General features: G+C 68.4%; 20 protein-coding genes. 12 read left to right on the top strand and 8 right to left on the bottom strand.

Translation table 11 applies throughout. The features are described from left to right. Positions 1–152 precede the first annotated feature (152 nt). The 4 genes from E5671_RS04790 to E5671_RS04775 all read right to left on the bottom strand — a co-directional run bounded on the left by E5671_RS04790 (position 153) and on the right by E5671_RS04775 (position 4,949). Positions 153–1,193, bottom strand: coding sequence for an NAD(P)/FAD-dependent oxidoreductase (locus E5671_RS04790; RefSeq protein ID WP_160502595.1), 1,041 nt, complete (start codon positions 1,191–1,193; stop codon positions 153–155). Between the two features lie 152 nt (positions 1,194–1,345). After that, a complete protein-coding gene (locus E5671_RS04785; protein WP_160502594.1) occupies positions 1,346–1,906 on the bottom strand; it encodes a dihydrofolate reductase family protein in 561 nt (186 codons plus the stop codon). 260 nt (positions 1,907–2,166) lie between these two features. Beyond that, the gene (locus E5671_RS04780) at positions 2,167–3,639 is read right to left on the bottom strand and encodes an FAD-dependent oxidoreductase (protein ID WP_160502593.1); all 1,473 of its coding nucleotides are present in this window, start codon (positions 3,637–3,639) and stop codon (positions 2,167–2,169) included. A 503-nt stretch (positions 3,640–4,142) separates the two neighbouring features. Then, positions 4,143–4,949 (bottom strand): GAF and ANTAR domain-containing protein, encoded by an 807-nt coding sequence (locus E5671_RS04775; protein ID WP_160502592.1) that lies wholly within the window; start codon positions 4,947–4,949, stop codon positions 4,143–4,145. 539 nt (positions 4,950–5,488) lie between these two features. On the opposite strand from E5671_RS04775, the gene E5671_RS04770 reads away from it, so the two are divergent. Together E5671_RS04770 and E5671_RS04765 are read left to right on the top strand one after the other, a co-directional pair. Beyond that, positions 5,489–6,232 carry a GAF and ANTAR domain-containing protein gene (locus E5671_RS04770; RefSeq protein ID WP_160502591.1) on the top strand — a complete coding sequence of 248 codons (744 nt, stop codon included), beginning with the start codon at positions 5,489–5,491 and terminating at the stop codon, positions 6,230–6,232. A 130-nt stretch (positions 6,233–6,362) separates the two neighbouring features. Next, positions 6,363–7,004, top strand: a complete 642-nt coding sequence (locus tag E5671_RS04765; RefSeq protein ID WP_202121012.1) for a maleate cis-trans isomerase family protein — start codon at positions 6,363–6,365, stop codon at positions 7,002–7,004. A 146-nt stretch (positions 7,005–7,150) separates the two neighbouring features. On the opposite strand, the gene E5671_RS04760 is transcribed toward E5671_RS04765, so the two are convergent. Then, positions 7,151–8,176: an MFS transporter gene (locus tag E5671_RS04760; RefSeq protein ID WP_336605665.1), complete on the bottom strand. Its 1,026-nt coding sequence runs from the start codon at positions 8,174–8,176 to the stop codon at positions 7,151–7,153. A 525-nt stretch (positions 8,177–8,701) separates the two neighbouring features. On the opposite strand from E5671_RS04760, the gene E5671_RS04755 reads away from it, so the two are divergent. From E5671_RS04755 to E5671_RS04745, 3 genes are all read left to right on the top strand, one after another. Further along, positions 8,702–9,994, top strand: coding sequence for a GNAT family N-acetyltransferase (locus tag E5671_RS04755; RefSeq protein ID WP_160502589.1), 1,293 nt, complete (start codon positions 8,702–8,704; stop codon positions 9,992–9,994). Positions 9,995–10,188: 194 nt separating this feature from the next. Then, complete coding sequence (locus E5671_RS04750) at positions 10,189–11,928, top strand: chitinase (RefSeq protein ID WP_336605664.1); 1,740 nt, start codon at positions 10,189–10,191, stop codon at positions 11,926–11,928. A 291-nt stretch (positions 11,929–12,219) separates the two neighbouring features. Then, on the top strand, positions 12,220–13,323 hold the full coding sequence (locus E5671_RS04745) for a hypothetical protein (RefSeq protein WP_160502588.1): 1,104 nt from the start codon (positions 12,220–12,222) through the stop codon (positions 13,321–13,323). Positions 13,324–13,384: 61 nt separating this feature from the next. On the opposite strand, the gene E5671_RS04740 is transcribed toward E5671_RS04745, so the two are convergent. Continuing rightward, positions 13,385–13,774, bottom strand: a complete 390-nt coding sequence (locus tag E5671_RS04740) for a hypothetical protein (RefSeq protein ID WP_160502587.1) — start codon at positions 13,772–13,774, stop codon at positions 13,385–13,387. A gap of 141 nt (positions 13,775–13,915) precedes the next feature. On the opposite strand from E5671_RS04740, the gene E5671_RS04735 reads away from it, so the two are divergent. Then, a complete protein-coding gene (locus E5671_RS04735; protein WP_237330101.1) occupies positions 13,916–14,569 on the top strand; it encodes a GNAT family N-acetyltransferase in 654 nt (217 codons plus the stop codon). A 156-nt stretch (positions 14,570–14,725) separates the two neighbouring features. Beyond that, positions 14,726–15,646 carry a bile acid:sodium symporter gene (locus E5671_RS04730; RefSeq protein ID WP_160502586.1) on the top strand — a complete coding sequence of 307 codons (921 nt, stop codon included), beginning with the start codon at positions 14,726–14,728 and terminating at the stop codon, positions 15,644–15,646. Positions 15,647–15,781: 135 nt separating this feature from the next. Here E5671_RS04730 and E5671_RS04725 read toward each other — a convergent pair whose 3' ends face one another. Both E5671_RS04725 and E5671_RS04720 read right to left on the bottom strand, forming a co-directional pair. Continuing rightward, positions 15,782–16,198, bottom strand: coding sequence for a DUF4190 domain-containing protein (locus E5671_RS04725; RefSeq protein ID WP_160502585.1), 417 nt, complete (start codon positions 16,196–16,198; stop codon positions 15,782–15,784). Between the two features lie 206 nt (positions 16,199–16,404). Then, the gene (locus tag E5671_RS04720) at positions 16,405–16,776 is read right to left on the bottom strand and encodes a VOC family protein (protein ID WP_160502584.1); all 372 of its coding nucleotides are present in this window, start codon (positions 16,774–16,776) and stop codon (positions 16,405–16,407) included. Positions 16,777–16,856: 80 nt separating this feature from the next. Between E5671_RS04720 and E5671_RS04715 the strand changes: the two genes are divergently transcribed. The 5 genes from E5671_RS04715 to E5671_RS04695 all read left to right on the top strand — a co-directional run bounded on the left by E5671_RS04715 (position 16,857) and on the right by E5671_RS04695 (position 23,217). After that, complete coding sequence (locus E5671_RS04715; RefSeq protein ID WP_237330100.1) at positions 16,857–17,348, top strand: MarR family winged helix-turn-helix transcriptional regulator; 492 nt, start codon at positions 16,857–16,859, stop codon at positions 17,346–17,348. A gap of 283 nt (positions 17,349–17,631) precedes the next feature. Continuing rightward, positions 17,632–18,192, top strand: a complete 561-nt coding sequence (locus E5671_RS04710; protein ID WP_160502583.1) for a hypothetical protein — start codon at positions 17,632–17,634, stop codon at positions 18,190–18,192. Positions 18,193–18,530: 338 nt separating this feature from the next. Then, on the top strand, positions 18,531–21,344 hold the full coding sequence (locus E5671_RS04705) for a glycosyl hydrolase (protein ID WP_160502582.1): 2,814 nt from the start codon (positions 18,531–18,533) through the stop codon (positions 21,342–21,344). A 372-nt stretch (positions 21,345–21,716) separates the two neighbouring features. Beyond that, complete coding sequence (snpA, locus tag E5671_RS04700; RefSeq protein ID WP_160502581.1) at positions 21,717–22,412, top strand: snapalysin; 696 nt, start codon at positions 21,717–21,719, stop codon at positions 22,410–22,412. A 298-nt stretch (positions 22,413–22,710) separates the two neighbouring features. Further along, entirely contained in the window at positions 22,711–23,217 is a 507-nt protein-coding gene (locus tag E5671_RS04695; RefSeq protein ID WP_160502580.1) for a DinB family protein, read from the top strand. The last annotated feature ends 1,142 nt before the right edge of the window (positions 23,218–24,359 follow it).

Raw genomic sequence — 24,359 nt, 5'->3', positions numbered from 1 at the left:
ATTCCTCTCGCTGGACCACGCTGGCACTGTGGGCGTGCAGGGGTCGTCGACAGCGGTGTTGCGGGCGACTAAGGGGTGGAGGTAAGAGGGGTGGAGGTATGAGCTGTCGGGCTAGCGTCGGTTGGCTGGGTCAGTGTCATCGGGAAGTGATGTCAGTGGGCGCGCGGGCGACAACGTCGTAGCTCGGGTGCGGGCCTGCCGGTCACGAGTTCGTCTGCGATGAGCCGTCCGGCGGTGGGCGCCAGGGTGATGGCGGAGTGCATGACTGCGACGTAGACGGATTGATCGTTCGTCGCGTATCCAATGACGGGCCCGTGAGCAGGCATTGGGCGTCTACCCGTGCGGTAGCCCAGCAGGCGGCACTGGTCGCTCCCCTGGAAGGCCGCCTTAAGGCGCTGGAGAGTGTCTTGCGCAGCCTGCTCACACGTTGCAGCTCCGCCTTCGACGTGTGGCACGACCAGTAAGAGGTTGCCATCCCGAACTTCTCGGACCTCGAAATCAGGTCTGGCCACGATGGTCTTGACCAGGCCAGGCGGTGCGGTGACCCGCGCGAGGGTGGCCGGGGAGGCAGCGATAGCCAAGTCGGCCGGAAGCGGTTTGCAGAGCTTGGGGATGTTGGTTCCCGCCGTGAGCACGACGGTAGCGGCGGCGTGGAGACCGGTCGACGTCAGCACTCCCTCTACGCGTCCGTTGGTCACCTGCAAGGAGGTAACGGCGGTTTCGTGGAGCACAGTTGCTCCGTGAGCGCCGGCGGCTGTCACGAGTGCGTGGGCCAATGCCGTCGGGTCGACGCCCGCGTCGCTCGGGGTGTGGATGGCCTGGTCGGGTGGGTGCCGGAGGTTGGGCTCCAGCGCTGCGATGTCACTTCGCCCAATACGGAACTGGCCTGGCCCCGGCCGTGAGTCCTCAGCTGGCGTGCCGGCCCAGGACAGAGAGCCGGTCCGGCGGACGGCGACCTGGGGCAGTTCCTGCTCCAGGCGTCGGTAGTCCGCCAAGGCGTACTCGCGAAGGTCCTTTGCACCACCGGGCCAATGACCTCCCGAGCCGCGGATCCAGGCAAAGGAGTCTCCGGTGACTCCGGTGGCCGGCGCAGGCCCTTGCTCGAGCAGGGTGACCGGGATGCTTCGACGTGCCAGGTGGTAGGCCACTGAGGAGCCGACGATTCCCGCACCGACAACAACTACGGCTGACATGAGGTCCTTTCGACAGGTCGACGACCGTCAGGCTGTGGCTGCAGCCGTAGAGACACAGTCGGGTCGATGCGGGAATGGCGCAACGGGATTGATTTGCCGCGACGGCTCAACTGGTTCAGCTGCCTCGGCCAGGTGGTGGGCCGCCCTCGTAACTACGCTTCCGTAACGGGGTGGTATCGCACATCGATCTCGGCAAAGGGTTGTGAGCCTTGGGAGTGGCGCAGTCGGATCGGCTGTCCGCCGGGGTTGTCGAACAGCCGGATGCCGTCGCCGAGCAGGATGGGTGCGATGTGCAAGTTGATTTCGTCGATCAGGCCGCGTTCGAGCAGTTGGCGGCCGATCGTCGGGGAGAGGACTTCGAGGTTCTTGCCGTCGGCGGCCTCCAGGCCGATGCGCACTGCCTCGGCCACGTCGCAGTTCAGGAAGGTGACGCCGTCGGCGGGCGTCGCGTCTTCGGGGTGGTGGGTGAGGACGAAGATCGGGCCGTTCCAGTCGTCGCTGTAGGGTCGGGCGCTTGGGTCCCGGTCCCAGCCGTTCCGCCCGCCCAGTACCGCGCCGGTGGTCTCGATGTACTCCTCCTCCACGCCCTCGCGGCCAGTGACCCCGGTCAGCCAGTCCATCGCGTGGTTCGGACCCGCCACGAAACCGTCCAGCGACGTGCTGAAGTGCAAGATGACCTTGCCGGCAGCCTTTTGCGGTTCGATGTCGAACATCTGGAGATCCTTCGCTCGTCGTGCCGGCGCGAACGCACCCGCTACACAGTTGGACCAGACGGACGGCCCAGATTCATCGCTGTGTCCCGGACCGTTGTCACAGCACCTCCCACTCGGCGCTCATCGGCTCGCGGCTGGAGAGCTCGCGCAGACCGGCCGTTGGGCTCGGCGGTCACCACGGCCGTTGGCGGCGCCCTGTCCGCTTCCTCCGAATCCGAGCGGACTTGCATTAGCTGCAACGTATGGAAAGAGACTTTCCGTCAGGTGCTGGCGCGGTCGCGGCGGGCGAGGTGGGATGCGGCCAGTTCGGCGAGGGCCGGGCCGGTGCTCTCGTAGGCGAGGGGGGCGAGGTCCGGCGGTGGAATGTAGCCGTCGGGCATGCTGGCGTAGGCGCGGTCCAGCTGGCCGGCGTAGCCGTCGGCCAGCGCCTGGGGCCATGCGCCGGTCAGCGGGGGCCGCATGCGCGCCTCGGAGGCGAGAGCCGCGTGGTGCGCGGCGGCCTCGGCAGCCGCCTCTTTGATGGTGAGGTCGGCGATCAGTTCACGGCATGGTGCGAACTCGGCCAGCGGGCCCGGCAAGGGGCCGGTCGTGGTGGTGGGGGCGAGGAGTGCGTCGCTGAGGGTGGCGGCGATCACGGGGGAGGCGTGCAGACCGTCGCGGTGGGTGCCGGAAGCTACCCACAGGCCCTCGCGCAGTGTGGGGCCGATGACAGGGTGGCCGTCCAGAGTCAGAGGCCGGTTTCCGTGGTGGGTGTGTGTGATGCCGGCCCCGGCCAGGGTGTGGTCGAGCTGGCTGAGGGCGGTGTCGAGGAGGAAGCGCAGGGCCGCGGCGGTGGGCCTGGCCGTGGGGGTGAGGCATGGGTGGGCGCTGGCGCCGAGGTAGAGGGCGCCGTCGGCCTGGGGGACGGTGTGCAGGCCGCAGGCGTAGGCGCGGTTGGGTGTGCGGATCACCGCGGGCAGCGGCGCGGGTCCGGTCACGCTCAGCGCGGTGCCGGCTGCGGCCAGGACCGGGACGACGGGCAGGTCCGGGTCGAGGGCTTCGAGGATCGGGGTGGTCCAGGCGCCTGCCGCAACTACCGAGCGCGGAGCGGTGAAGACGCCCTCCGGGGTGTCCAGGAGATAGCCGCCGTTTCGGCCTGCGGTGAGGGTCCCGGCAGGTGTTCGGGTGATGTTGGGCTGCGCGGCCAGGGCGGCGTCCAGGGTGGCGAGCCAGACCCGGGCGTCGAGAAAGCGCTCATCGGGCAGGTACCAGGCGCGCAGGGCACGGTCGTTGTCCAGCGGCCGGTAGCCCGGGATATCCGCCGGGGCAGTCTCCTGGCAGGGCAGACCGTACGCGTCGGCGGTGCGGGCGACGGCGGCGAACGAGGCGTCGTCCAGAGCGGAGGAGACCGCGTTCAAGATCATGAAGGTGCCGGTGCCGTAACCATCGTGCTGCGGCGCGGCGGCCGCCGCCTGGGCGCGGATCTGCTCCCGCCAGGACGGCCACCGCCCGGCTGCCTCGATCGCAAGTTCCGTACGCAGTCGGCCGTGCCGGGTCCGTACCCCGAGGTCGGTGACCTCGCCCAGCGCGCTGAGCATCGCCCCCGCCGCAGCCGACGCCGCCGGCGTCGCACCGCCCGTGTCACCGGCCAGCACCACCCGGACCGAAGGCTCCGCTGCCGTGAGCGCAAACGCCAGCGAGCGGCCCACCACGCCCGACCCCACCACCAACACATCCACGCTCCGTGCAGCCACGCCCGCACCCCTCTCCGCCGAGGCCGCCCCGGGCCCCTCCGCCGACCAGCCATCCTCAGACATCAAGATCAGACCACTCCCCGCCGCCCCTCTCCAGGCACCTCGCCGACCGCAGCCGGTGAATCGGCAGAGTCAGCGGCTACTGATGAAAAGTGACGGATACCGATGAGGAGCGACGGAACTGCCCCGGCCTGTCGATCACGCCGGGATGCACTGGTCACCGTGACGTGGGCATGAGTGCCCCTCGGATGCGAGGCACTCACTGAAGACTGAAGTGTGCGGTCCCCGTGAACGGAGCGTCGTTGGTCCGGAGTTGGCCCGGCTGGTGCACCGTCTGTAGTGCGGGGTGGGTGCGGTAGCAGTCCAGGCAGGGTCCGTGGCCTGTCCGGAGCTGGAACAGTTGGAGCAGGGCTGCGGGAAGAGGATCGGATCGAAATCCTCGGCGAGGGTGTCGGTCAACCCGACGAATGCCTGGCGGGCAGCTGTTCGCGGTTCACGACCGTTCACCGTCCCTCTTCTTCAGTTCCGTGCTGCCAATCGGCTCGCTCCACCTCTGTGGTCTCGGGAAGAAAGCGCACGGTGCGGGCGAGGACCTCGCGCGCCATCGCCGTGATCGTGCACCCCTGAACGAAGGCCCGCGCCCGCAACCGGTCAAGGGCTTGCTGTGGATCTACCCCCAGCTGAACCATGATCATGCCGACGGCTTGATGGACTTCGGCGTGATCGGCCTCCGCAGCCTCTACCCATGACCGTACTTCGACGTCGGATCCCGCGTCGCTGCCCCGGCGTCCGGACGACAGCCCGAGCAGAGCGAAGGTGAGGGCGTCGCGCGCCATCAGGGCGACATGCAGGTTTCTGCCGGTGAGGGCGCCCACCACATCGCGATACAAGTCGAGAGTGCCCATGACCAGGCCGTTGGTTCCCAGCGGGAACGAGGAGACCGAGCGGACGCCCAGTTCGACGGCCTGCTGGGCGAAGACGGGCCACCGCCGGGCTTCGGGGCCCTGGGTGAGGTCGGAGGCCAGCACTGGTGCCACCAGATCCACCGCTTTCTGGCACGGTCCGTCTCCGAGCGTGTACTGGGCTTCGGCGAGGCGCGCAGCAGTGGGGTCGGTGGCATGCCACAGGGCCCGCACGGCGCCGCCGTCCGTGAGGGACACCGAGGCGCCGGCGACGGGGAGCAACTCCACGGCTGTCTCGCACAGGACCGTGGGCAGCTGCTGCGGTTCGATTCCTTGCGCGGCCGCCGCCAGGACGTGCATGGCGTGCTTGAGTCCCGCGGTGTCATCCCCGCGGCCATCGGGCCACATCCTGGGCACCTCCGTCCATCACGCTTGGACCACCATGATCTGCAGCACCCGCACCGCACGAGACCGGCAAGCGTAGCCGCCTCGCGTGCCACTCGACTCGGATTGCCCACTCCCTCGGGAGTTATCCCGGGCAGTCTGCTCTTGCTTCACATTTCTCTGGTGAGGCTCTCTGGTGAGGCCCCTCGTGCGCGGGTCCCGCGAGGTGTAGCGCACGCACGCGGGCTGTGCCGCACGCACGCGGGCTGTGCCGCACGTGCGCGTAACAGTCCTGGCTGAGCCCAACCTCCTTCTACGCATGCCGACATGCCGGATGTGCTCCAGTGCGGTGTTGTTGAGGGGTGTCAGATTGCACGGGCGGGGCACCCGTGGGGTGCGGCGCATTTCCCCAGGCCGGTCTACGGTCTGCGGTCTGCGGGTGCCGTGTGCCGTGTGCCGTGTGCCGGGATGTGTCCCTGCGGCTGTGGAAGCCGTTGACCTCGGTGACTTCAGCCCCTACCCCGGTCGGCGGGCTGCCTGGGGCCCTGCGGAAGGGACACGAGATGACTTCCGAGAACCATGAACCCCCGAGGGTGTCCAGTCTGGTTGATCTGCTGCTGGAGACCGAAACCCTCGACGGTTTCCTGCACGCTCTGGCCGAAGCGGCGATGACCCGGGCCCCCAAGGCGACCGGGTGCGGCGTCACCCTGCAACAGGCCGGTTGCGTATGGACCGTTACCAGCGCGGGGACCAGTGCCCCGGACCTGGACGAGGAGCAGTACGGGCTGGGAGACGGCCCGTGCTTGCAGGCTCTGCGCACCGGCGCCGAAGTTCACGTGCCGGATCTGAGCGACGAACAGCGCTGGGGCAGCTACCCCGCTCACGCGGTCGCGATCGGAGCACGCTCCTCATTGTCGTTCCCCATCGCCGCGCACTCCGATACCGCTGGCGCCCTGAACCTCTACGCGCCCTCCCCGCATGGCTTCGAAGATGTGGACCTCGCGCCCCTGCGCGCCCTGGCCGAGCAGGCCACCGGCGCGATCATCCTGGCTCAGCGCATGCATCAGGCATGCCAGTTCACCGTGGAGGTGCAGCAGGCGTTGCGCTCACGCGCTGTCATCGATCAGGCCACCGGCATCATCATGGCCCAGCAGCGCTGCTCCAGCTCGGAGGCCTTCGCGATCCTGCGCAGGGCCGCTCAGCACCGCAACATCAAACTTCGCGACCTGTGCACCGACCTGATCACCTGCCTCACCGGCCAACCCCCGCCCGACCCGCCCGGTCTTCACCCCGCCCGCGGTGGATGAGCCTTCCACAGCGAGGCGGCACGGGCCGGCGGTGGTCGCATAACTCTCCCGCTAGCCTCGGAGGTATGGGTTCGACTTCATGCGTCCCGAGGAGTTGCGACGGTGGTGCCCGTCGGGTGTGGAGTGGTCGATGACCTACACCGAGGACGTTCCCTACCGGGACAATCTGGAGCTGGTCTCCCGCCTGGGCAGAGCGGACGTACTGGCAGAACCGATCCGTGAACTCGTGCAACGTGGCGCGGAAGCAGTGGCGTATCTGTGCACGGCCTGCAGCTTTGTCGACGGCGTGGCGGGGGAGCGGGCGTTGTGCGAAGCGATGAGGTACTACGGTGCGCGGCAGGCGCTGACGACCAGCGGGGCAGCGGTCGACGCGCTCGGTGCGGTTGAAGCCCGCCGTCTGGCAGTTGTCCACCCTTACCAAGACCCCGTCGGTGGCTTGCTTGCCGCCTACCTGCGGGATTGGGGCTTCTACATCGTGAACTTCACAGCGTTGGCATTGGATGCGGTCGAGGACGTCTACGCCCTGGAGGAAGAGCAGGTGGTGGAGGCGGTTGTCGGCGGAGACCACCCCGAGGCCGAGGCGGTCTTCATCAGCTGCACCGCGCTGCCCACCTACGACGCCCTTCCCCGCCTCGAAAGGCGCCTGGGCAAGCCTGTGATCAGTGCAAACCAAGCCACTGCCTGGGCGCTGCTGGGCACCGTCGGCGAGCGAGCACACGGTCCTCGGCAGAGGCTTCTCGAGCGAGTCGCGCGGCGTGACAGGGCTCGTTGAAATTGGGTCTGGCCGATATGCACAGCCGGAACCTGCGGCGTCTGGCCGAACTGCCCGTGGGCGGACATCGGGTGGCGGTAAGGCTGACACTGGGAGGGCCAGGACGGTGGCGCCCGGATCCGGGTGCCACCGCCGGCATAAGTGGTTCAGTCGGTCTGGCTGTTCGCGTGCTTGGGCAGGGCGAACATCAGGGCCCACATCACGGCGAAGACACCGCCGGCCCACCAGAGCACGGGGATGAACGCGTCGCGGTTGACCATGGCCTCGGACGAGCCGCCGGTGGCGGAGAAGAACACCAGGGCAGTCAGCGCGGTGCCGAGAGCTACGCCCAGATGCATCGCGGTGTTGAACAGGCCCGAGGCGGAACCGGCGCTCTCGTGCGGAACCCTGGCGAGCGACATGTCGACGATCGGTCCGCCGATCGTGCCGAGGCCGAACCCGAGCACCAGAAGGGGGACGGTCATCGCAAGGAGCGTGAGGCCGCCCTGTCGGCTGAAGACCTGGAGCCCATAAGCCGCCATCGATCCGAGGGCGATCAGAACTCCGGTTTGGGGCAGGCGGCGTCCGAAGCGCCCGGAGGTCTTCATCGCGACCGTCGCACCGGCCAGCTCGCCGAGGGCGAGCGTCATGAAGGCCACGACCCCCTGGAACGGGCTCATGCGCAGGCCGCGCTGGAGGTACTGCGTCCAGGTCATGAAGAACAGCCCACAGAACGAGCCGAGCATCAGCTGCGCCGACAGGCCGCCGGAGTACTCCCTGCCCTTGAAGAGGGACAGCACCACCAGCGGGGCATCGTCCTTCCTGCGCTGCTGGTGGCGCAGGAAGACGCCGAGCACAAGGAAGCCGCCGCCGAGCATGGCGAAGCACCACAGCGGCCAGTGGTGGGCATGGCCCTCGGTGAGCGGGAAGACGATCAGGACCACGGCCAGCGCGGACAGGAGCATGCCGGTGAGATCGAGGCGGTCGGCCTCGGTGAGCACGCCGCCCAGGAGAGGGCCCAGGACGGAGCCGAGCGACAGGACGGCCCCGTACAGGCCGAATGCCTGCTGCGGTGCTCGCCGTCGAAGGTGACGTGGAGGGTCGCCAGGACCTGCGGGATCATCACGGCGGCTCCACCGCCCTGGAGCACGCGGGCGGCGATCAGCATGCCCGGTTCGGTCGCGGTGCCGCACAGCAGCGAGGCAGAGCTGCACCCGGGAAACAACAGGAAACTGCGGGGAGGGTGACGCAACTCAGGCCAGAGCGACGCCCGCCCCCGCACGCGTTCGAAGTATCAGAACGTGGGGGAATGCGGACGGCTACATGGCCTGGGGTATGTGAAGTCACCTCAAGTTCGCTACATAAGGAACAACTAGGCCGTAGGCCGGACAGGACACTGCCGCCGCCGAAGTCTCCGGCGCAGGAACGCGCCCACGACACGTCCCCGTATGGACCCGGCGCACGTGAGTTATCGCTACGCGTGGCCATGCGACATGCGCCATGTGCGAAGGGCCATGCGACATGCGCGAAGGGCCATGCGCGAAGGGCCGGAGGCCAATCCGAGGGGACTCCGCGCATGATCGGCGCCGTACGCCCAGTGACGGTTCGTAGCGTTTGCCCCTCGTGCCTTGTGCACTGTGGCGCACGACCCGTGACCTCCTGCGCCCCTAGCCTCGCCGCAGCGGCGCGACAACGAGAACGATCGAGGGGCGGGACCTGTGAACTGGCTGATCCATGACTACCGTGAGAGCGACCTCGCCGCGGTGGTCCACCTGATGGACACCACGGCCGAGCTCGGCCAGGAATCCGTCTTCTCCGTGGCGGAGTGCATCAGTGCCCTGACCTCCCGCCAGCCGGGCGTCGTCGCTGTCCACCAGGGCGTACCCATCGGGACGGCCCTCGCCTGTGTGGCCGGGGAGCGGGCCTGGGTGATGCGGATCGCGATCGCCCCGGCCTGGCGGGGGCGGGGCCTGGCCAGCGCGCTCCTGGTCGAACTCGAGCGCCGCCTGGTCGCCGCGCGGGTCGGCCGTATCGCCTACGTCCTGCCCGAGGAGGACCTGTTCGGCGATGGACTCCTCAACGCGGGCTACACCCGTCGGCCCGCCGTCGCCTATTTCGAAAAGGTCGAGCCGGTGCACGGGCCCGCCGCCAGTCTCCTCGATGACCTCGGCGGCCGGTTGCTGCCCGGTGACCTGTGGGCCAAGGTCGTCGGCATGGAGCGGGAGAAGGACCTGATCGAACGGCGGGTCGTGCTTCCGCTCGCCGAGCCGGAGCGTGCGGCGCGACACGGTGTGCGCCCGCCGCGGGCGGTGGGTCTGTTCGGCCCGCCGGGTACCGGCAAGACGACCTTCGCACGCGCGATCGCCTCGCGGCTCGGCTGGCCGTTCGTGGAGATCCTGCCCTCGCGGCTGGCCGACGGGGGCAATCTGGCGGCGGCACTGCGCTCCGCATTCGCAGCGATCGCTGAACTGGAACGAGTCCTGGTCTTCATCGACGAGGTCGAAGAGATCGCCCCGGTCCGCCAGGAACCGGCGCAGCCCGGCGGGATGCACGGGGTGACCAACGAACTGCTCAAGCTCATCCCGGGTTTCCGGGAGCGCGACGAACGGCTCCTGGTCTGTGCGACGAACTCGATCCGCTCCCTGGATCCGGCCTTCCTGCGGCCCGGTCGTTTCGACTACCTGATCCCGATCGGTACGCCGGACAAGGCGGCCCGGGCGGCGATCTGGTCGCGCTACACCGACGGCCGACCGGAGGTGGACATTGACGAACTGGTGGCAGCGAGCGACCTGTTCACGCCCGCTGACATCGAGCACGCCGCCCGGATCGCCGCCCAGAACTCCTTCGAGCGCGATCTGGTCTCGGCCGGCGGGCAGCCGGCCGCCACGGAGGCACTGCCGGGCGCGAGCACGGCGGGGTATCTGGAGGCGATCGCCCAGTGCCGTCCTACGGTGACGCCTCAGATGATCAACCAGTTCGAGTCGGACATCACCACGCACGCCCGGTTCTGACCCGGTACCGCAGATGGGCGTTCGTGCAGGGGGCGCCCTCGTCCGGGCCGCATTCCGTGTCGCCTCGAGTGCTTCCCGATCGGTTCGCTTCTCCAGAGGTCTTGACAACTTGATTGGTCTGGACCAGCTTTACGCACAGTAGCGGTGGCCACCGGCTCTCACCTTCTCCCGTCGCTTCTCCCTGGAGGCATTCCGTGGACCGTGTACGTAAGGGCAGACCCGGCGTTCGCCAGAGAATCGGCGCGGCAATCGCCGTCGGTGCGGCCGCCGCGCTCGCCGTCACCGGGCTCGCCGCTCCTGCGCAGTCGGCGGACGCCGGTGCGGCGGGCGCCAAGGCGGCAGACGTCAACGTTGCCAAGAACGCCGGGTTCGAGTCGGACCTGAGCAACTGGACGTGCACCGCGAACAGCGGAGCCGCCGTCTCCTCTCCCGTGCACGGCGGCACGAAGGCCCTCAGGGCCACCCCGTCGGGCCAGAACAACGCCGAGTGTTCCCAGATCGTCTCGGTCAAGCCCAACTCCACGTACAAAATGAGCAGTTGGGTGCAGGGCAGCTATGCCTACCTGGGTGCCCGCGGCACAGGTACCACCGACGTGTCGACCTGGACGCCGGGCAACTCGGCCTGGCAGCAGCTCTCCACCAGCTTCACCACCGGCGCGAACACCACGTCGGTCACCGTGTACACCCACGGCTGGTACGGGCAGAGCGCGTACTACGTGGACGACGTGAGCGTCCTTGGACCCGACGGAGGCGGCGGCACCGACCCGGTGGAGATACCGGCTGTGCCGGCCGGCCTCAAGGCGGGCACGACGACATCCACGTCGGTGGACCTGTCCTGGACCCCGGTGTCCACGGCCACCGGCTACACCATCTACCGCGACGGCACGAAGGTCGCCTCGGCCGGCGGCGCCTCCACGACCATCACCGGCCTCACGCCGGAGACCACCTACAACTTCCAGGTGAGCGCCACGAACGCGGCGGGGGAGTCCGCGAAGTCGACGGCGGTGTCCGTACGTACGCCCAAGGGCAGCGGCGGCGGAGACGGTGGCACCGTGCCCAAGCACGCGCTGACCGGCTACTGGCAGAACTTCGACAACGGCGCGACCGTACAGAAACTGCGGGACGTGTCCTCGCAGTACGACATCATCGCCGTCTCCTTCGCCGACGCGACCGCCACGCCGGGCCAGATCACCTTCAACCTCGACCCGGCCGTCGGCTACTCCTCCACCGCCGACTTCAAGGCGGACATCGCCGCGAAACGCGCCGCGGGCAAGTCCGTGATCCTCTCGGTCGGCGGCGAGAAGGGCACCATCTCGGTCAACAGCGACGCCTCCGCGACGGCCTTCGCCAACAGCGCCTACGCGCTGATGCAGGAGTACGGATTCGACGGCGTCGACATCGACCTGGAGAACGGCCTCAACCCCACCTACATGACGAAGGCGCTGCGCCAGCTGTCCGCGAAGGCGGGCTCGAAGATGGTGCTCACGATGGCGCCGCAGACCATCGACATGCAGTCCACTTCGGGCGGGTACTTCCAGACGGCGCTGAACGTGAAGGACATCCTCACGGTCGTCAACATGCAGTACTACAACAGCGGTTCGATGCTTGGCTGTGACGGCAAGGTCTACAGCCAGGGCAGCGTGGACTTCCTGACCGCGCTCGCCTGCATCCAGCTGGAAGGCGGTCTCGACCCCTCGCAGGTCGGGATCGGCGTCCCGGCATCGACGCGCGGCGCGGGCAGCGGTTACGTGGCCCCGTCGGTCGTGAACAACGCCCTCGACTGCCTGACCCGCGGCACCGGCTGCGGCTCCTTCAAGCCGTCGAAGACGTACCCGGAGCTGCGCGGCGCCATGACGTGGTCCACGAACTGGGACGCGACGGCGGGCAGCACGTGGTCGAACTCCGTCGGCCCGAAGGTGCACAGTCTTCCGTAGTGAACGGCCTGGCGGGTCGGGCAGACCCCGACTCCGACCCGTCAACGGCCCCTCGATCACGCCGAGCTGCGGCTCGGCCCTCCCGCGAAGGGGCCGGGCCGCACCCACGGCCTACTGCCCGGACCGGTGAGACCGGGGTCGCCTGGCCCGGTGGTGTCAGTTGGCCAGTTGAGAACGGGGGCCGCGCCCGTAACGTCAGCTCCTCTGGCCTCGCTGCCAGCGCTCTGTGTCATTATGCGGACGCGTCCCAGGGGAGTGGGCCGCGGTCTGCTGTTTGCCAGGGGGTTGGGGATGGGTGCGGGTACGGAGCCGGACGGCTCGTCCAGGTCCGACGAGGAGTGGGAGCGGTTTCTGCGCGAGTCGGTGGCGGGTGGCACCGACGCGCCCAAGGAGCCGTCGGCGCGGGCCCGCGACGTGGCGAACCGGCTGCGCGCGGAGCCCGGTCGCGGAGTGGAGGCTTGGCGCAGCTACACGCCCGGACGGCCCAAGCGACGCACGGGCTGGTACGTGGCCGGGCTGTTGGCCTCGCTGGTGCTGCTGGCGGTGGCGCTCGTGCCGGGGCGGGCGATGGACCTGTTCGCCGGCGATGACGCTGACTCCCCGCCGTCGGCACCCGAGACCGCCCGCCCGACCCAGGCACCCCCGGCGGAGGCGGCCCAACGCCCCACCCGGGACAAGCCGTTCCGCGGTTCTCCGGCGGCGAGCTGGGGGAGCGGAGCGGCAGGGATCACCGTGCCGAAGGCCCGGGCGGTCGGCTGGATGAGCGCGGCCGAGGTCGAGCGGGCCCTGGCCCGCAGCCAGGACTTCATCGTCGCGTCCGGCCTGGACCGCGGAGTGCTGCGGGGCGAGCGCCCCGAGAAGGCGATTGCACTGATCAACCCGCATCAGAAGGACGTCCAAGGCCTTCTGAAGACCGCCTTCCGAACCCCGAGCGAGAAGAACGACCCCCTCCTCCTCTTCAGCCGTTTCAAGCCCTCCCGCACCCAACTGGTCGGCGACGTCGTGAAGACCCGGGGCAGGCTCACCTACCGGGAGGGCGAGCGCGGCGCCCTCCAGGTGACCGCCGACGTCACCTTCGTCTACCCGGTCACCCGCGCGGACACGGGCGGCGACGACGACGAGATCGTGCGCACGATCGTACGGCGTGAACTGGTCCTGAACTGGGACGACCCTGACAAGGTGATCACCGAGCCGGGTACGTTCTCGATCGTCTCGTACAAATACGACATGACCAACGGCGGCTGCGGCGCCCCCACGGGCTACCTCACCCCGCCCTTCGGCACGGACCCGCCGTCGGACGAGGCCGGCACGGAGGTCGACCCGTACGACCACAGTGCGCCGGTCGGCCGGGACGATTCCTCCGGGGACAAGTGCAGGAAGGCGACGCGGTCCTAGCGGCCGCCACCCGGTGGGAAGCCTTCGCCTTTCCGCGGCTGACGGCCCAAGCCGCGGCGGGCTACGTCACGAGACGGTGGAACCCGGCCAGGCGTGGAGTCAGCGTGAACGGAAACGGAGCGCCATCCGGCGTCGAGAGCGAAGCGACGATGTCCGGCTCGGGGGCGCCGAAGATTTCGAAGTGGTCGACGGTGCAGTGCTCCATGACTTCCCGGATGTAGGGGTCGGAGAGCTTCCAGTGCAGGCGGATGGCGTCGGAGTCGGCGTAGAGCTGGAAACTGTGCGCCAGCATCCGCTCCTCGTCGACGAACGTCTCCACCATGAGCTGCGGACCGTGTTCCTCGGCGAAGCCCACGGCCTTCGCGATCGCCTCGCGGAACCCTTCCAGGTGCCCTTCGGTGATGCGCATGGTGTTGCGGAACAGAATCGTCTGGCTGCTGATGGTCTTCATGGACCCGAGTCTCGTACCTCAAGCAACATTGAGGTCAAGGGGTGTTGGGTTCGATCTGCTCCTATGGTCAACTCCCCTCCCTGAAGCGTAAGGTTCACTAAGCATCATTAGCTATTACCACCACTCAGGGGGCGAGCGGCGTTGCCGGACACCAGGACCAGTGAGCTCGTGCGGATGTGGATCGACGGCTGGGTCGTCTCCCGTGGCACCTCGGACCCGATCGACGAGCCGTGGGGCTGGACGATCGATGTCGGGCAGCCCAACCATGTCGCCCGGCACGTGCTGCCGGAACCATCCGGGAATGATGTACGCAAGATCGCCTCCGCGACGAGCGCGCCCGGGACGTGGCTGAAGCTGTTCGCCGAGGACCAGGCGGTCCTGCCCTGGGTCGGGCCCGGCTGGCGCCGCGACATCACCGGATTCCTGATGGCCTGTCACCTAGTGCCGGAGCGCCCTGAGATGCCGGCCGGATACACGCTCACCAGCTGGACCCGGGGCGGCGTCAGCCGCGTGCTGGTCCGCACGGGCGACGGGCACTTCGCCGCCCGTGGACAGATCGCCCAGGCAGGCACCCATGCCGTGGTCGACCAGGTCGAGACCGCCGCCGAGCACCGGCGCAAGGGCCTCGGCGGTCTGGTGATGCGCACGCTGCAGAGCACCGCGTACGAGGCCGGTGCGGAAACTGGCCTCCTGGTCGGTACGCCCGAGGGCCGGGCGCTCTACTCCTCGCTGGGCTGGACCATGCACTCCCCGATGACGAGCCTCTGGTACGAGCCTTCGGGTGCCGCCCGGTGAGGGGTTGATCCGGGGAGGGCCAGCGGCCCCCTGGGTGAGCAGGGTGGCGCGGCCGGTGTCGCTTTCGTGGGCGCCGGCGCGTCTGCTTCGCGGTCTGCGGGGGCGTTGTGTGGCAAGGGCGTGTACTTTTCGGGCAGCCTCCCGGACTCTGTTCTGGTGGACTCACCGTTGACCACCTATCTGCTTCCCGCCGTCCTCGCCGTGATCATGTTTGGTCTCGGACTCGGTCTGACCGTGGCCGACTTCCGCAGGATCGCGGCGTATCCGCGGCCTGTGGCCTGCGCGCTCGTCTGCCAGCTGGTGCTGCTGCCCGCCGTCTGCCTGGGCCTGGTGCTCGCCTTCGACCTGAGCCCCGCGCTGGCCGTCGGCATGATGCTGCTCGCGGCGTCTCCCGGCGGCACCATGGCGAACATCTTCAGCCATCTGTTCGGCGGCGACGTCGCCCTCAACGTCACGCTGACCGCCATCAACTCGGTCATCGCCGTCGTCACGCTGCCGATCGTCGTGAATCTCTCCCTCGACCACTTCATGAGCGGCACGGACGAGGCGCTGGGCCTGCGTTTCGACAAGACGCTGCAGGTCTTCCTCGTCGTACTCGTGCCGGTCGCGGCCGGGATGCTGGTGCGACACCGCCATCCGGACTTCGCTGAGCGCTCCACCCGGATGGTCAAGGTGACGGCGGTGGCCGCGCTCATCGGCATCATCATCGCCGCACTCGCCGCCGAACGGGAGAACGTGCTCGGCTACCTCGCCGACGTCGGCCTCGTCGCCTTCCTCTTCGGCGCCATCTCCCTCACCGTCGGCTACGGCGCGACCCGGCTGGCCCGCGGCGATCACCGGCAGTCCGTCGCCACCTGCTTCGAGATCGGCATGCACAACACCACGCTGTCGATGGCGATCGCCCTGAGCCCCTCGCTCCTGGACAGCACCCGGATGGCCATCCCCTCGGCGGTGTACGCGGTTCTCATGTTCCCCATGGCCCTGACCGCCGGCTTCCTGCTGCGCCGCATGGCTCCGACCGATACCGCACGCACCTCCACGAGCCGGACGCCACAAAAGCCGGTGGGCCCGCAGTAATTCCCGGCGTGCGCAGATACGCGCCCCGGTCCTGTCTCACCTCTCACCGCCCTCGTCCTGCCAGTTTCGGAGCCAGCGTCAATACCCGTACGGCGAAACCGAGTTGCGACTGAGGGTTATGGATTGCGGTGCGGGTCAGTCATTGATTTCCCGGTCGAAATCCCTTGCGCACGAGTCGCGCTCACTCTGTGAGTCGGCGTGCTTGACGCAGTCGTCGAAGTTCTTGTACTCGTCGGAGTTGAGGATCGACGCGCCGATCGCAATGATCACAGCGGAAGCGATCAGACCCAGCCCGCCGAGCACCGCGCCGATGATCGACATCTTGCCGTAGGGCGCCCGGCCCCCACGAGCTTTACGAGCACCGATGATGCCGAAGATCACCGCCAGCAGACCCAACAGGACGCCGCCGATGACGGTCCAGAAGAGCAGGATCGCCAGAATGCCGAGAACCAGCGCGGCGATCGCCAGGCTGTTGTTGTTCGGCCTCACATCTGTGCGCGGAGGAGGCTGATCGTAGTCGCCAGGCGTCTGGGGACGGTCATGGAAAGACATGGCGTCACACTCATCTCTGTTTCCACGTCGCCGAGTTGTCGTCCGTGCCCGAGTGCCCTGGCTTCTGCCATAAATGCATGTGCTGTCGCATCGCAGCGGCCGAGTCGCCTGGCCACTCGGCCGCCTGACCGGCTGAGGAGGCCGGGCTTCGAGCCGTCCATCGAGGGCGGCCGCATCGGCGAGTGCGGGCAGGCGCTCGACCGCGATCAGCTCTGCTGATGCACGGTCAGGATGTAGCCCTCGGGGCCGACGAAGGAGAACATCGGCCCGAACGGGCTGTCGGTGACCGGGGTGAGGATCTCGACTCCGTTCGCGGTGAGCTGCTTGTGGAAGGCCTGGGTGTCAGGGGTGGAGAACCACAGGGCGACTCCGAGACCCGGCTTGCCGGAGTCCAGGTCGGTGCCGGGCAGCGGGTCGCGCACCGCCAACGGGACCGGCTTGGTGTCGAAGACGACCGCGCCGGGGGGTGAGGAGGGAGTGCGGCGCAGGCCGAGGTTCTTCTCGCAGAACGTGGCGGCCGTCTCCAGGTCGCGGACCTGGAGAGCGATGAAGTCGGGGCCGTCGATGCGTACGGACATGGGTGTCCTCCTCGAAAGTATGTCAGGACTTTGACATACTCAAAGCTAGATCCCGATCAGGCAGGTGTCAAAGTGCTGACATGAAGGACGACATGAATCCGCAGGTTGAACCGACCCCCAGCACCCAGATTGACCCGCCCCATCCCGCCGAGGATGTACTCGACCACGTGGGCTACCGCCTCAAGCGGGCCCACGCCGCTCTGCGCAGCGCCATGGACCAGGCGCTGCGCGAGCACGGCCTCACCGTGCCGCAGTACGCCTGCCTGGAGGTCCTCGCCGCCCGCCCAGGCCTGTCCAACGCGGAACTCGCCCGGGCCACGTTCGTCACCCGCCAGTCCATGAACGTCGTCCTGCGTGGACTCCAGGACGCGGGCCTGCTCACCCGGCCCGCCACCGTCGAGTCGGGCCGGGCCCGACCCGCGTCCCTCACCGACGAAGGGCGGGATCGTCTGACTGCGGCTCAGGAAGCCGTCTACGCCATCGAGGCCCGCATGATCGAGGCGATCCCCGACGAGCGCCTGACCGCACTGCTCGAAGACTTCGACCGGCTAGCGCGAGCACTCTCGGACTGACCGTCAACGCACCGATTCCCATCGGTCAACCAGCCGTCGTTGCCGACGGGACAGTCGGCCGCCCCCCCCGTCGCCCGGGGCCAGTGCCGACCCCGTGGCGCACGAGGCGCGATCGCTGCGCGGCGACGGGGTCGCAGCCGCAGGGTCGCAGTCATAGGGCCATGAACCGGTCGGCGTCCGCCTGGAGGAATACGGGAACCGTTCCTCCGGATCCTGCGTGACCTGTTGTCGTGTTGTCGGCTGGTGGTGAGGGGACAGAATGAGCGCGCGGACGATGGTGAGTGTGGCGGTATCAGCTTGTGTGCTGTTGGTGGCGTGCGGGTGCGGTGCGGACAAGGCGGAGAAGGACGTGGACGCGAAGTCTTCGCAGTCGTCCGCGTCCACGCCGGCAAAGGAGTCGTCGGCCACGCGGACAACAGAGCCGTCGGCCACGCCGTCCGGTGCCGCCCGGACCGAGAAGCCGTCGGCCGAGCCCACGGGCGCCCAGCCCGCGCCCAGGACGAGGGAGGGCGCGATCAAGCGCTACGAGCAGTACCTGCACGCCCTGGGACGTGAGGACATCGACACGGTCTGCGAAGTGGCCGGGCCCGCTGCGAAGAAGGCACAGGATCAAGGACTCGGCCCGTGTACGTCGACGTACGCCACCGTGTTCCAGATGATCTCGCCCACGCAGAAGAAGGCCCTGAAGACCGCGACGGTTGACCCGCAGCGCGTCGCCGTGCGCGCGCCCGACAAGATCGAGATGCCGGTCGAAGCGGTCAAGTCCTCCGCCACATTCACCGAGGACGACCTGGGCAGCTACACCCTGGAGTACCTCAAGAACGACTGGTACATCACCGACTGAACCGGCTGAATCCGATGCGCCGCACGCGGAGCCGAAGCAACCGCTGCGAGCCGAGCGATCTCCATGCCCATCTGAACGACCGGACAGGGCGACGGCTCGGACGTGGCCTCCAGGAGAGCCAGGAGAGCCAGGAGAGCCGGGAGAGCCAGGAAAGCCAGGAAAACCTGGAGGCCGCACCTATTTCCCGTCACCTCATGAACTCAACGCTTCACCGCGTGATCGCCAACTCCCATTCCTGTCACGGATATTGACACCCTCCCTTCGGGAGTCTTACGTTCGCCGCGCCTGAGAGCGCTCTCAGCAGGCCGTCCGGTCAAGACTTCGAGGAGCTGCCTCCCATGCCCACCAACCGCCGCGCGTCCCGCGTCCGGCCACCCCTCAGACGCGCCGTCGCCTGCCTCGCCTCGGCCGCGCTCGCCGCCACCGGCCTGGTCGCCCTCGCCGCCGCGCCCGCCTCCGCCGCCACCGTCCCGGTCGGCTCCGGCAGCTACTCCGACACCCGCCCCGCAGGCACCGTCGGCCCCACCGACAACGTCGGCGGCGCCGTCACCCCCAAGGTCACCGCCGCCGCCAAGGACAAGCCCGTACCCACCAACGACTGGTGGTCCTCGCTCGCCTTCCAGCGCTACCCGGACAACCCGTACTCCACCCCGATGTACGGCCACCCCCTCACCTACCAGGCGGCCTCCGGCGGCCTCGACGTCGGCTACCCGACCTCGGCCGCGGTCGTCGGCGACGGCCGCCAGTACGAGTACGCCCACAAGAAGGACCTCACCCTCGGTCTCACCGGCCTCAACTCGCCGGACACCAAGGCCGATTCCTGGTCCGACTGGACCGTCACCCCCTACTGGTCAGACGGCACACGCACCCTGCGCACCACCATCGGCCACGGCCTCCCCTTCGTCTACGCGACCGGCTCCGGCGGCGACGCCCGCGTCACCACCGCCGACGCGCCCACCGTCTTCTCCGACCAGGGCAACGTCCTCGGCATCACCGTCGGCGGCCACCACTACGCGCTCTTCGCCCCGTCCGGTACCGACTGGAGCATCTCCGGCTCCACGCTCACCGCGCCCCTGACCTCGGCGAAGAACTACTTCTCCGTCGCGGTCCTTCCCTCGACCGGCGACCTCGCCACGTACAAGAAGTACGCGTACTCCTTCGTCACCGGCTCGAAGGTCTCCTGGTCGTCGACGGCATCCGGCCAGAGCAAGGCCACCTACACCCTGGAGACGACCCCGAAGGAGGGCACCGAGACCGGCACCCTCCAGGCGCTCTACCGCCACCAGTGGCAGGCCACCGACTCCGCGCTGACGAACCTCACCTACGTCTCCCCGCGCGGCACGATGAAGGTCCGCGAGGGCACCTCCTTCTCCACCACCCAGAAGAGGGCCCCGGTTCTGCCGACGCTGCCGGCCGTCTCCGCCGTGGACAAGGCCCGCTTGGCCGGCTACCTCAACGACGTCGCGAACGCTTCCGACCCGTTCAACGGCGCCACCGACACCTACTGGACGGGCAAGGCGCTCGGTCGTCTCGCCCAACTGGTCCCGGTCGCCGACCAGATCGGCGAGACCGGCACCCGTGACAAGCTGATCGGCTTGCTCAAGGGCAAGCTCCAGGCGTGGTTCACGGCCGGCGGTGGGAACGAGTTCAGCTACGACAAGGACTGGCGGACGCTGATCGGCTACCCGGCCTCGTACGGCAGCGACGCCGAACTGAACGACCATCACTTCCACTACGGCTACTACATCTACGCCGCCGCCATCGTCGCCCAGTACGACCAGGCCTGGGCCGCCGACTCCGCCTGGGGCGGCATGGTCAAGACACTGATCCGCGACACCGCCAACCCCTCCCGCACCGACTCCGCCTACCCCTTCCTGCGTGGCTTCGACATCTACGCAGGCCACAGCTGGGCCGCCGGCCACCAGGGCTTCGCCGCCGGCAACAACCAGGAGTCCTCCTCCGAATCCACCCAGCTCAGCGCCGCCCTCGTCCTCTGGGGCTCGGCCACCGGCGACGCCTCACTCCGCGACCTCGGCTCGTACCTCCTCACCACCGAGTCCGAAGCGATAGCCCAGTACTGGTTCGACGCCGACGAGCAGGTCTTCCCGTCCGGCTTCGGCCACGACACGGTCGGCATGGTGTGGGGCAGCGGCGGCGCCTACTCCACCTGGTGGACCGCGAATCCCGAGGAGATCCACGGCATCAACGCCCTGCCCATCACCGCCGGTTCCTCCCTCCACCTGGCGGCACACCCCGCCGCCATCAAGCGCAACCTCGCCGAGATGGAACGCGAGAACGGCGGACCGGCAGTCGAATGGCGGGACATCCTCTGGGAGTTCCAGTCCCTCGCCGACCCCGCCGCCGCAAAGGCCAAGTGGGATGCGGGCAACGGCTCCTACACCCCCGAGGCCGGCGAGTCCAAGGCCCACACCTACCACTGGCTCACCACCCTCGACACACTCGGCGCCCCCACCCCCTCGGTGACCGGCTCCATCCCCACCTCTGCCGTCTTCACCAAGGGCACCACCCGTACCTACGCCGCCCACAACTACACCTCCTCGTCCGTCACCGTCACCTTCTCCGACGGAGGCAAGCTGAGCGTCCCGGCCCGCTCCACGGCCACCGGCAACGGCACCGCCCCCGAGGACCCGGACGAGCCCACCGACCCGCCCACCGGCAACACCTTCCGTCTCACCACCGGCGGCGCCCTCACCACCTCCACCTCCACCACCGCCGGCTCCGACACGATCGCCTCCGCCGGCGGCGCCAACCACGACGGCAGTCCGCACCAGCCCCTCACCTACGTCGTCAAGAACGTCAACGGCAAAGTGAAGTCCGGCAGTTCGACCGGCTTCCGACTCCAGGTCGACGCGGGAACGACCGTCGCCCTCGGCCAGCAGGCCCGCGTCTCATACGACCTGACGGGCGACGGTACGTACGACCGCGTGGAGACGTACGAATACTTCGCGAGCGACCCGGTCACCGGCTGGGAGGAGTACACCCAGTCCAAGGGCCTGAAGTCCGCCACCGGGAGCCTCGGTGAACTGAAGGGCGGCAGCGTCCGCTTGGAGGTCTGGAACGCCATCGGAAGCGGCACGGCGAAGCTGAAGACGGGGTCCGCGGACACTGTGGTGGTCATTCCCTACGAGTAGAGGCGGTCATTCCCTACGGGTAGAAACGGGAAGGGGCAGCCGAACCCTTCAGCCTGCCGCCGGACCCGCGAAAGCGACGCGTGTCCGGCGGCTTCACCTGCTGGGCGGGGTCGTGACATCCACCGGACCGGGCGTCTCCCATAGGCGCCAAACCGGGCATGTGAGGCGTCAAGTCCCTTACTGTGCATACGAGTTGATGCTCTGCCGCTATCACCGAATGGCATCGGTGCGAACGAGCCCCGCCTTCCCGATACTCGTTGCGACCAAAGGTCGCCCGCAGGCCCCGGCCCCGGGATCCCGGGCATCCCCGTGCCCAAAGTTCCCGGCCGTCGGCCCGCAAGGCCACCGGACATCCGGAAGGAACACACCCCCATGAACAGACCCCGCACCAGCCTCCTCGCCATCCTAGGCGCCGCCGCTCTCGTCGGCTCGCTCGCCGCCGCCCCCTCGGCGTTCGCGGCGCCCGCGCCCGACGCCGTCAAGTCCCTGTCCACGAACGCGACGCCCACGAACACCACGTCCGCGTACGCGGGCTCCGCTGAGAACGAGGCCGCCAACCGGCAGTTCTTCGACGCCGTCATGAAGTCTGCGCTGAAGAAGCAGGCGGCGCAGCCGGGCATCCAGGTCGTCACCGTCCGGTACCGCACCACCCGGGCACCGAGCTTCCGCAGCCAGATAGCGCAGAGCACGCAGATCTGGAACTCTTCCGTCAGCAACGTCAAGCTCCAGGAGACCAGTACCGGCGCCGACTTCGAGTACCGCGAGGGCAACGACCCACGCGGCTCGTACGCCTCCACCGACGGGCGCGGCCACGGCTACATCTTCCTGGACTACCGGCAGAACCAGCAGTACAACTCCACGCGGGTGACGTCCCACGAGACGGGGCACGTGCTCGGTCTGCCCGACCACTACTCGGGCCCCTGCAGCGAGCTGATGTCCGGCGGCGGCCCCGGCCCGTCCTGCACCAACGCCTACCCGAACGCGCAGGAGCGCCAGCGGGTCAACAGCCTCTGGGCCAGGGGGATAGCCACGCTCCAGGACAAGGGTGAGCTGTCGAAGGTCCGCTGACCGAGCACGCCACCGCCGGGCGCACTGTCAGCTGCTGCCGCAGACAGCGTCCGTGCCAAGCCGGCCGCGTGCGGCCCGCTCTCCTCCCCGACATGGGTAGTCATGCTCAGGGGGGAGAGGTTGTGCCGCCGCGGCCGACCAGGTTCGTGGACCGGGGCCTGTCGGGCGGATCATGCCGGGCGGCCCACCGGCCCTGAATTGCTGTATCGGCCCGCCGGACAAGGAGTTGGGTGACGCAGGTTGGGTCCGTCGATAAATGCCTCGACATCGGTCGCGGTGATCGGGGACGCTTCGCGCGATGACCAGAATCGATGACACACCGCCTGCGTGGGACGAGCGCACCCAGCTCACCACGTTTCTCGACTACGCACGTGACACTGCCCGCGCCAAATGCGAAGGCCTCTCCGAGGAGAACGCACGCAAGGCGCTCCTGCCGAGCTCACCGCTGATGACCATGAGCGGAGTGATCAACCACCTCCGCTGGGTCGAGTACTACTGGTTCCAAGTGGTCTTCCTCGGCGAGGAAGACCGGGGCCCCTGGACCGAGGAGGACCCCGACCGCGAGATGCGCATCGCCGTCGACTTCCCGCTCACGCAGTTGCTCGACGAATACGCCGAACAGAGCACCCGCTACCGGGAACTGGCCGCAGGGAACGCCCTGGACAAGCAGGCCCAGCGAACCATCCGCAACGGCCTCCACGTCGACCTGCGCTGGATCCTGCACCACCTCACCGAGGAGACGGCCCGCCACAACGGCCACCTGGACATCCTGCGCGAGATACTCGACGGCTCAACCGGCTACTAGATCCGGCGGGGATCACGGGCGGAGCCAGAGCCAGAGCGAGAGCCGGATCGAGGCGACGATGACGGTGCCCTGGGGTGCTGCCCGCCGAGAGAGAGCGGCGGAGCGGATCGCCACCAGGCGCACGCCGAACTCCCGCCTACCAACCAGGTGGGCGTGGCACCTGACCGGCCCCACCCCACGTTCGGCTGGTCCCCGGCGTAAATGCCCAAGAGGCCGGACAGTCGAGCCCCGCGCCAACTAGTGTTCCGTCTCAACGTGGCGTTGAGATCGGGGGGATCGTGTCTGACGCTTCCAGGCCCAAGCAATGTGCTATATGCGGTAATCCGGTGGGGAAGAAGAAGCTCGTCATCATCACGGGCGGCCGGTCGGCGCACCGCGCCTGCCGCCCGCTCACGGGAAGCCAGTTTCCTGCTTCTGCTGCTCCACTTGGTCGGCCCCGGAAGCAGAAGCAGATGAGTCGCACCGAACTCCTCAGGCGGATCGCGGAGTTACGGGAGCGCGATGCCAAGAAGAAACCTCAGGCAGTGAAAGCGAAGCCCGGACCCCGGCCCCGTCCCCAGGCCAAGGCTTCAACCAAACGCGCCGCCAGCGCCACCACCACGCCCCCGCCGTATTACGGGGTAGAGATGAAGTCCGTTGGCGGGCGATGGGTCCAGATGCATCCGGAGTCCGAATAGCGCATCGCCGACGGCGGCGGCCCGCAACACGAGTCGCCCCAGCACCGTCGTCCGCCCGAAGCCATGGTGTCGAGCTTCACGCTGCGGTTGCAGAGGTAGGCGTCAGGTATCGCTATGAACTGGGGTTAGGTGGTGGTTAGGTCACCTGCTGCTTCTTGGGCATGCCGTTGAGCTGGGGCGCGCAGGAAAAGGTCACCTGCCCACAAGGAAAGATCAGCCAGGCATTGGCGGCTCCTTCCAGAGGGGAGGTTGACCTCATGACCGGGCGGCCGGCGTAGCGGTGCCGTCCACGTACCGGTCATCACGCCGTCCACGTACCGGACATGATGTCGTCCGTCGCTGTTCATGAGTCGGCGGGCAACTCCGTTCTCGGGCCTCTTGTCTAACTGGGTGACCAGAAGCACCACTGCACACACGTACCCCCTGAAGGGTCACTTCCGCATGCGCATTCACCGGACCATTGCA

Origin of the sequence: Streptomyces sp. BA2, assembly GCF_009769735.1 — a bacterium.
In the GTDB taxonomy this organism is placed as follows: Bacteria; Actinomycetota; Actinomycetes; order Streptomycetales; family Streptomycetaceae; genus Streptomyces.
This window is presented reverse-complemented; position numbering and strand designations above follow the sequence as displayed.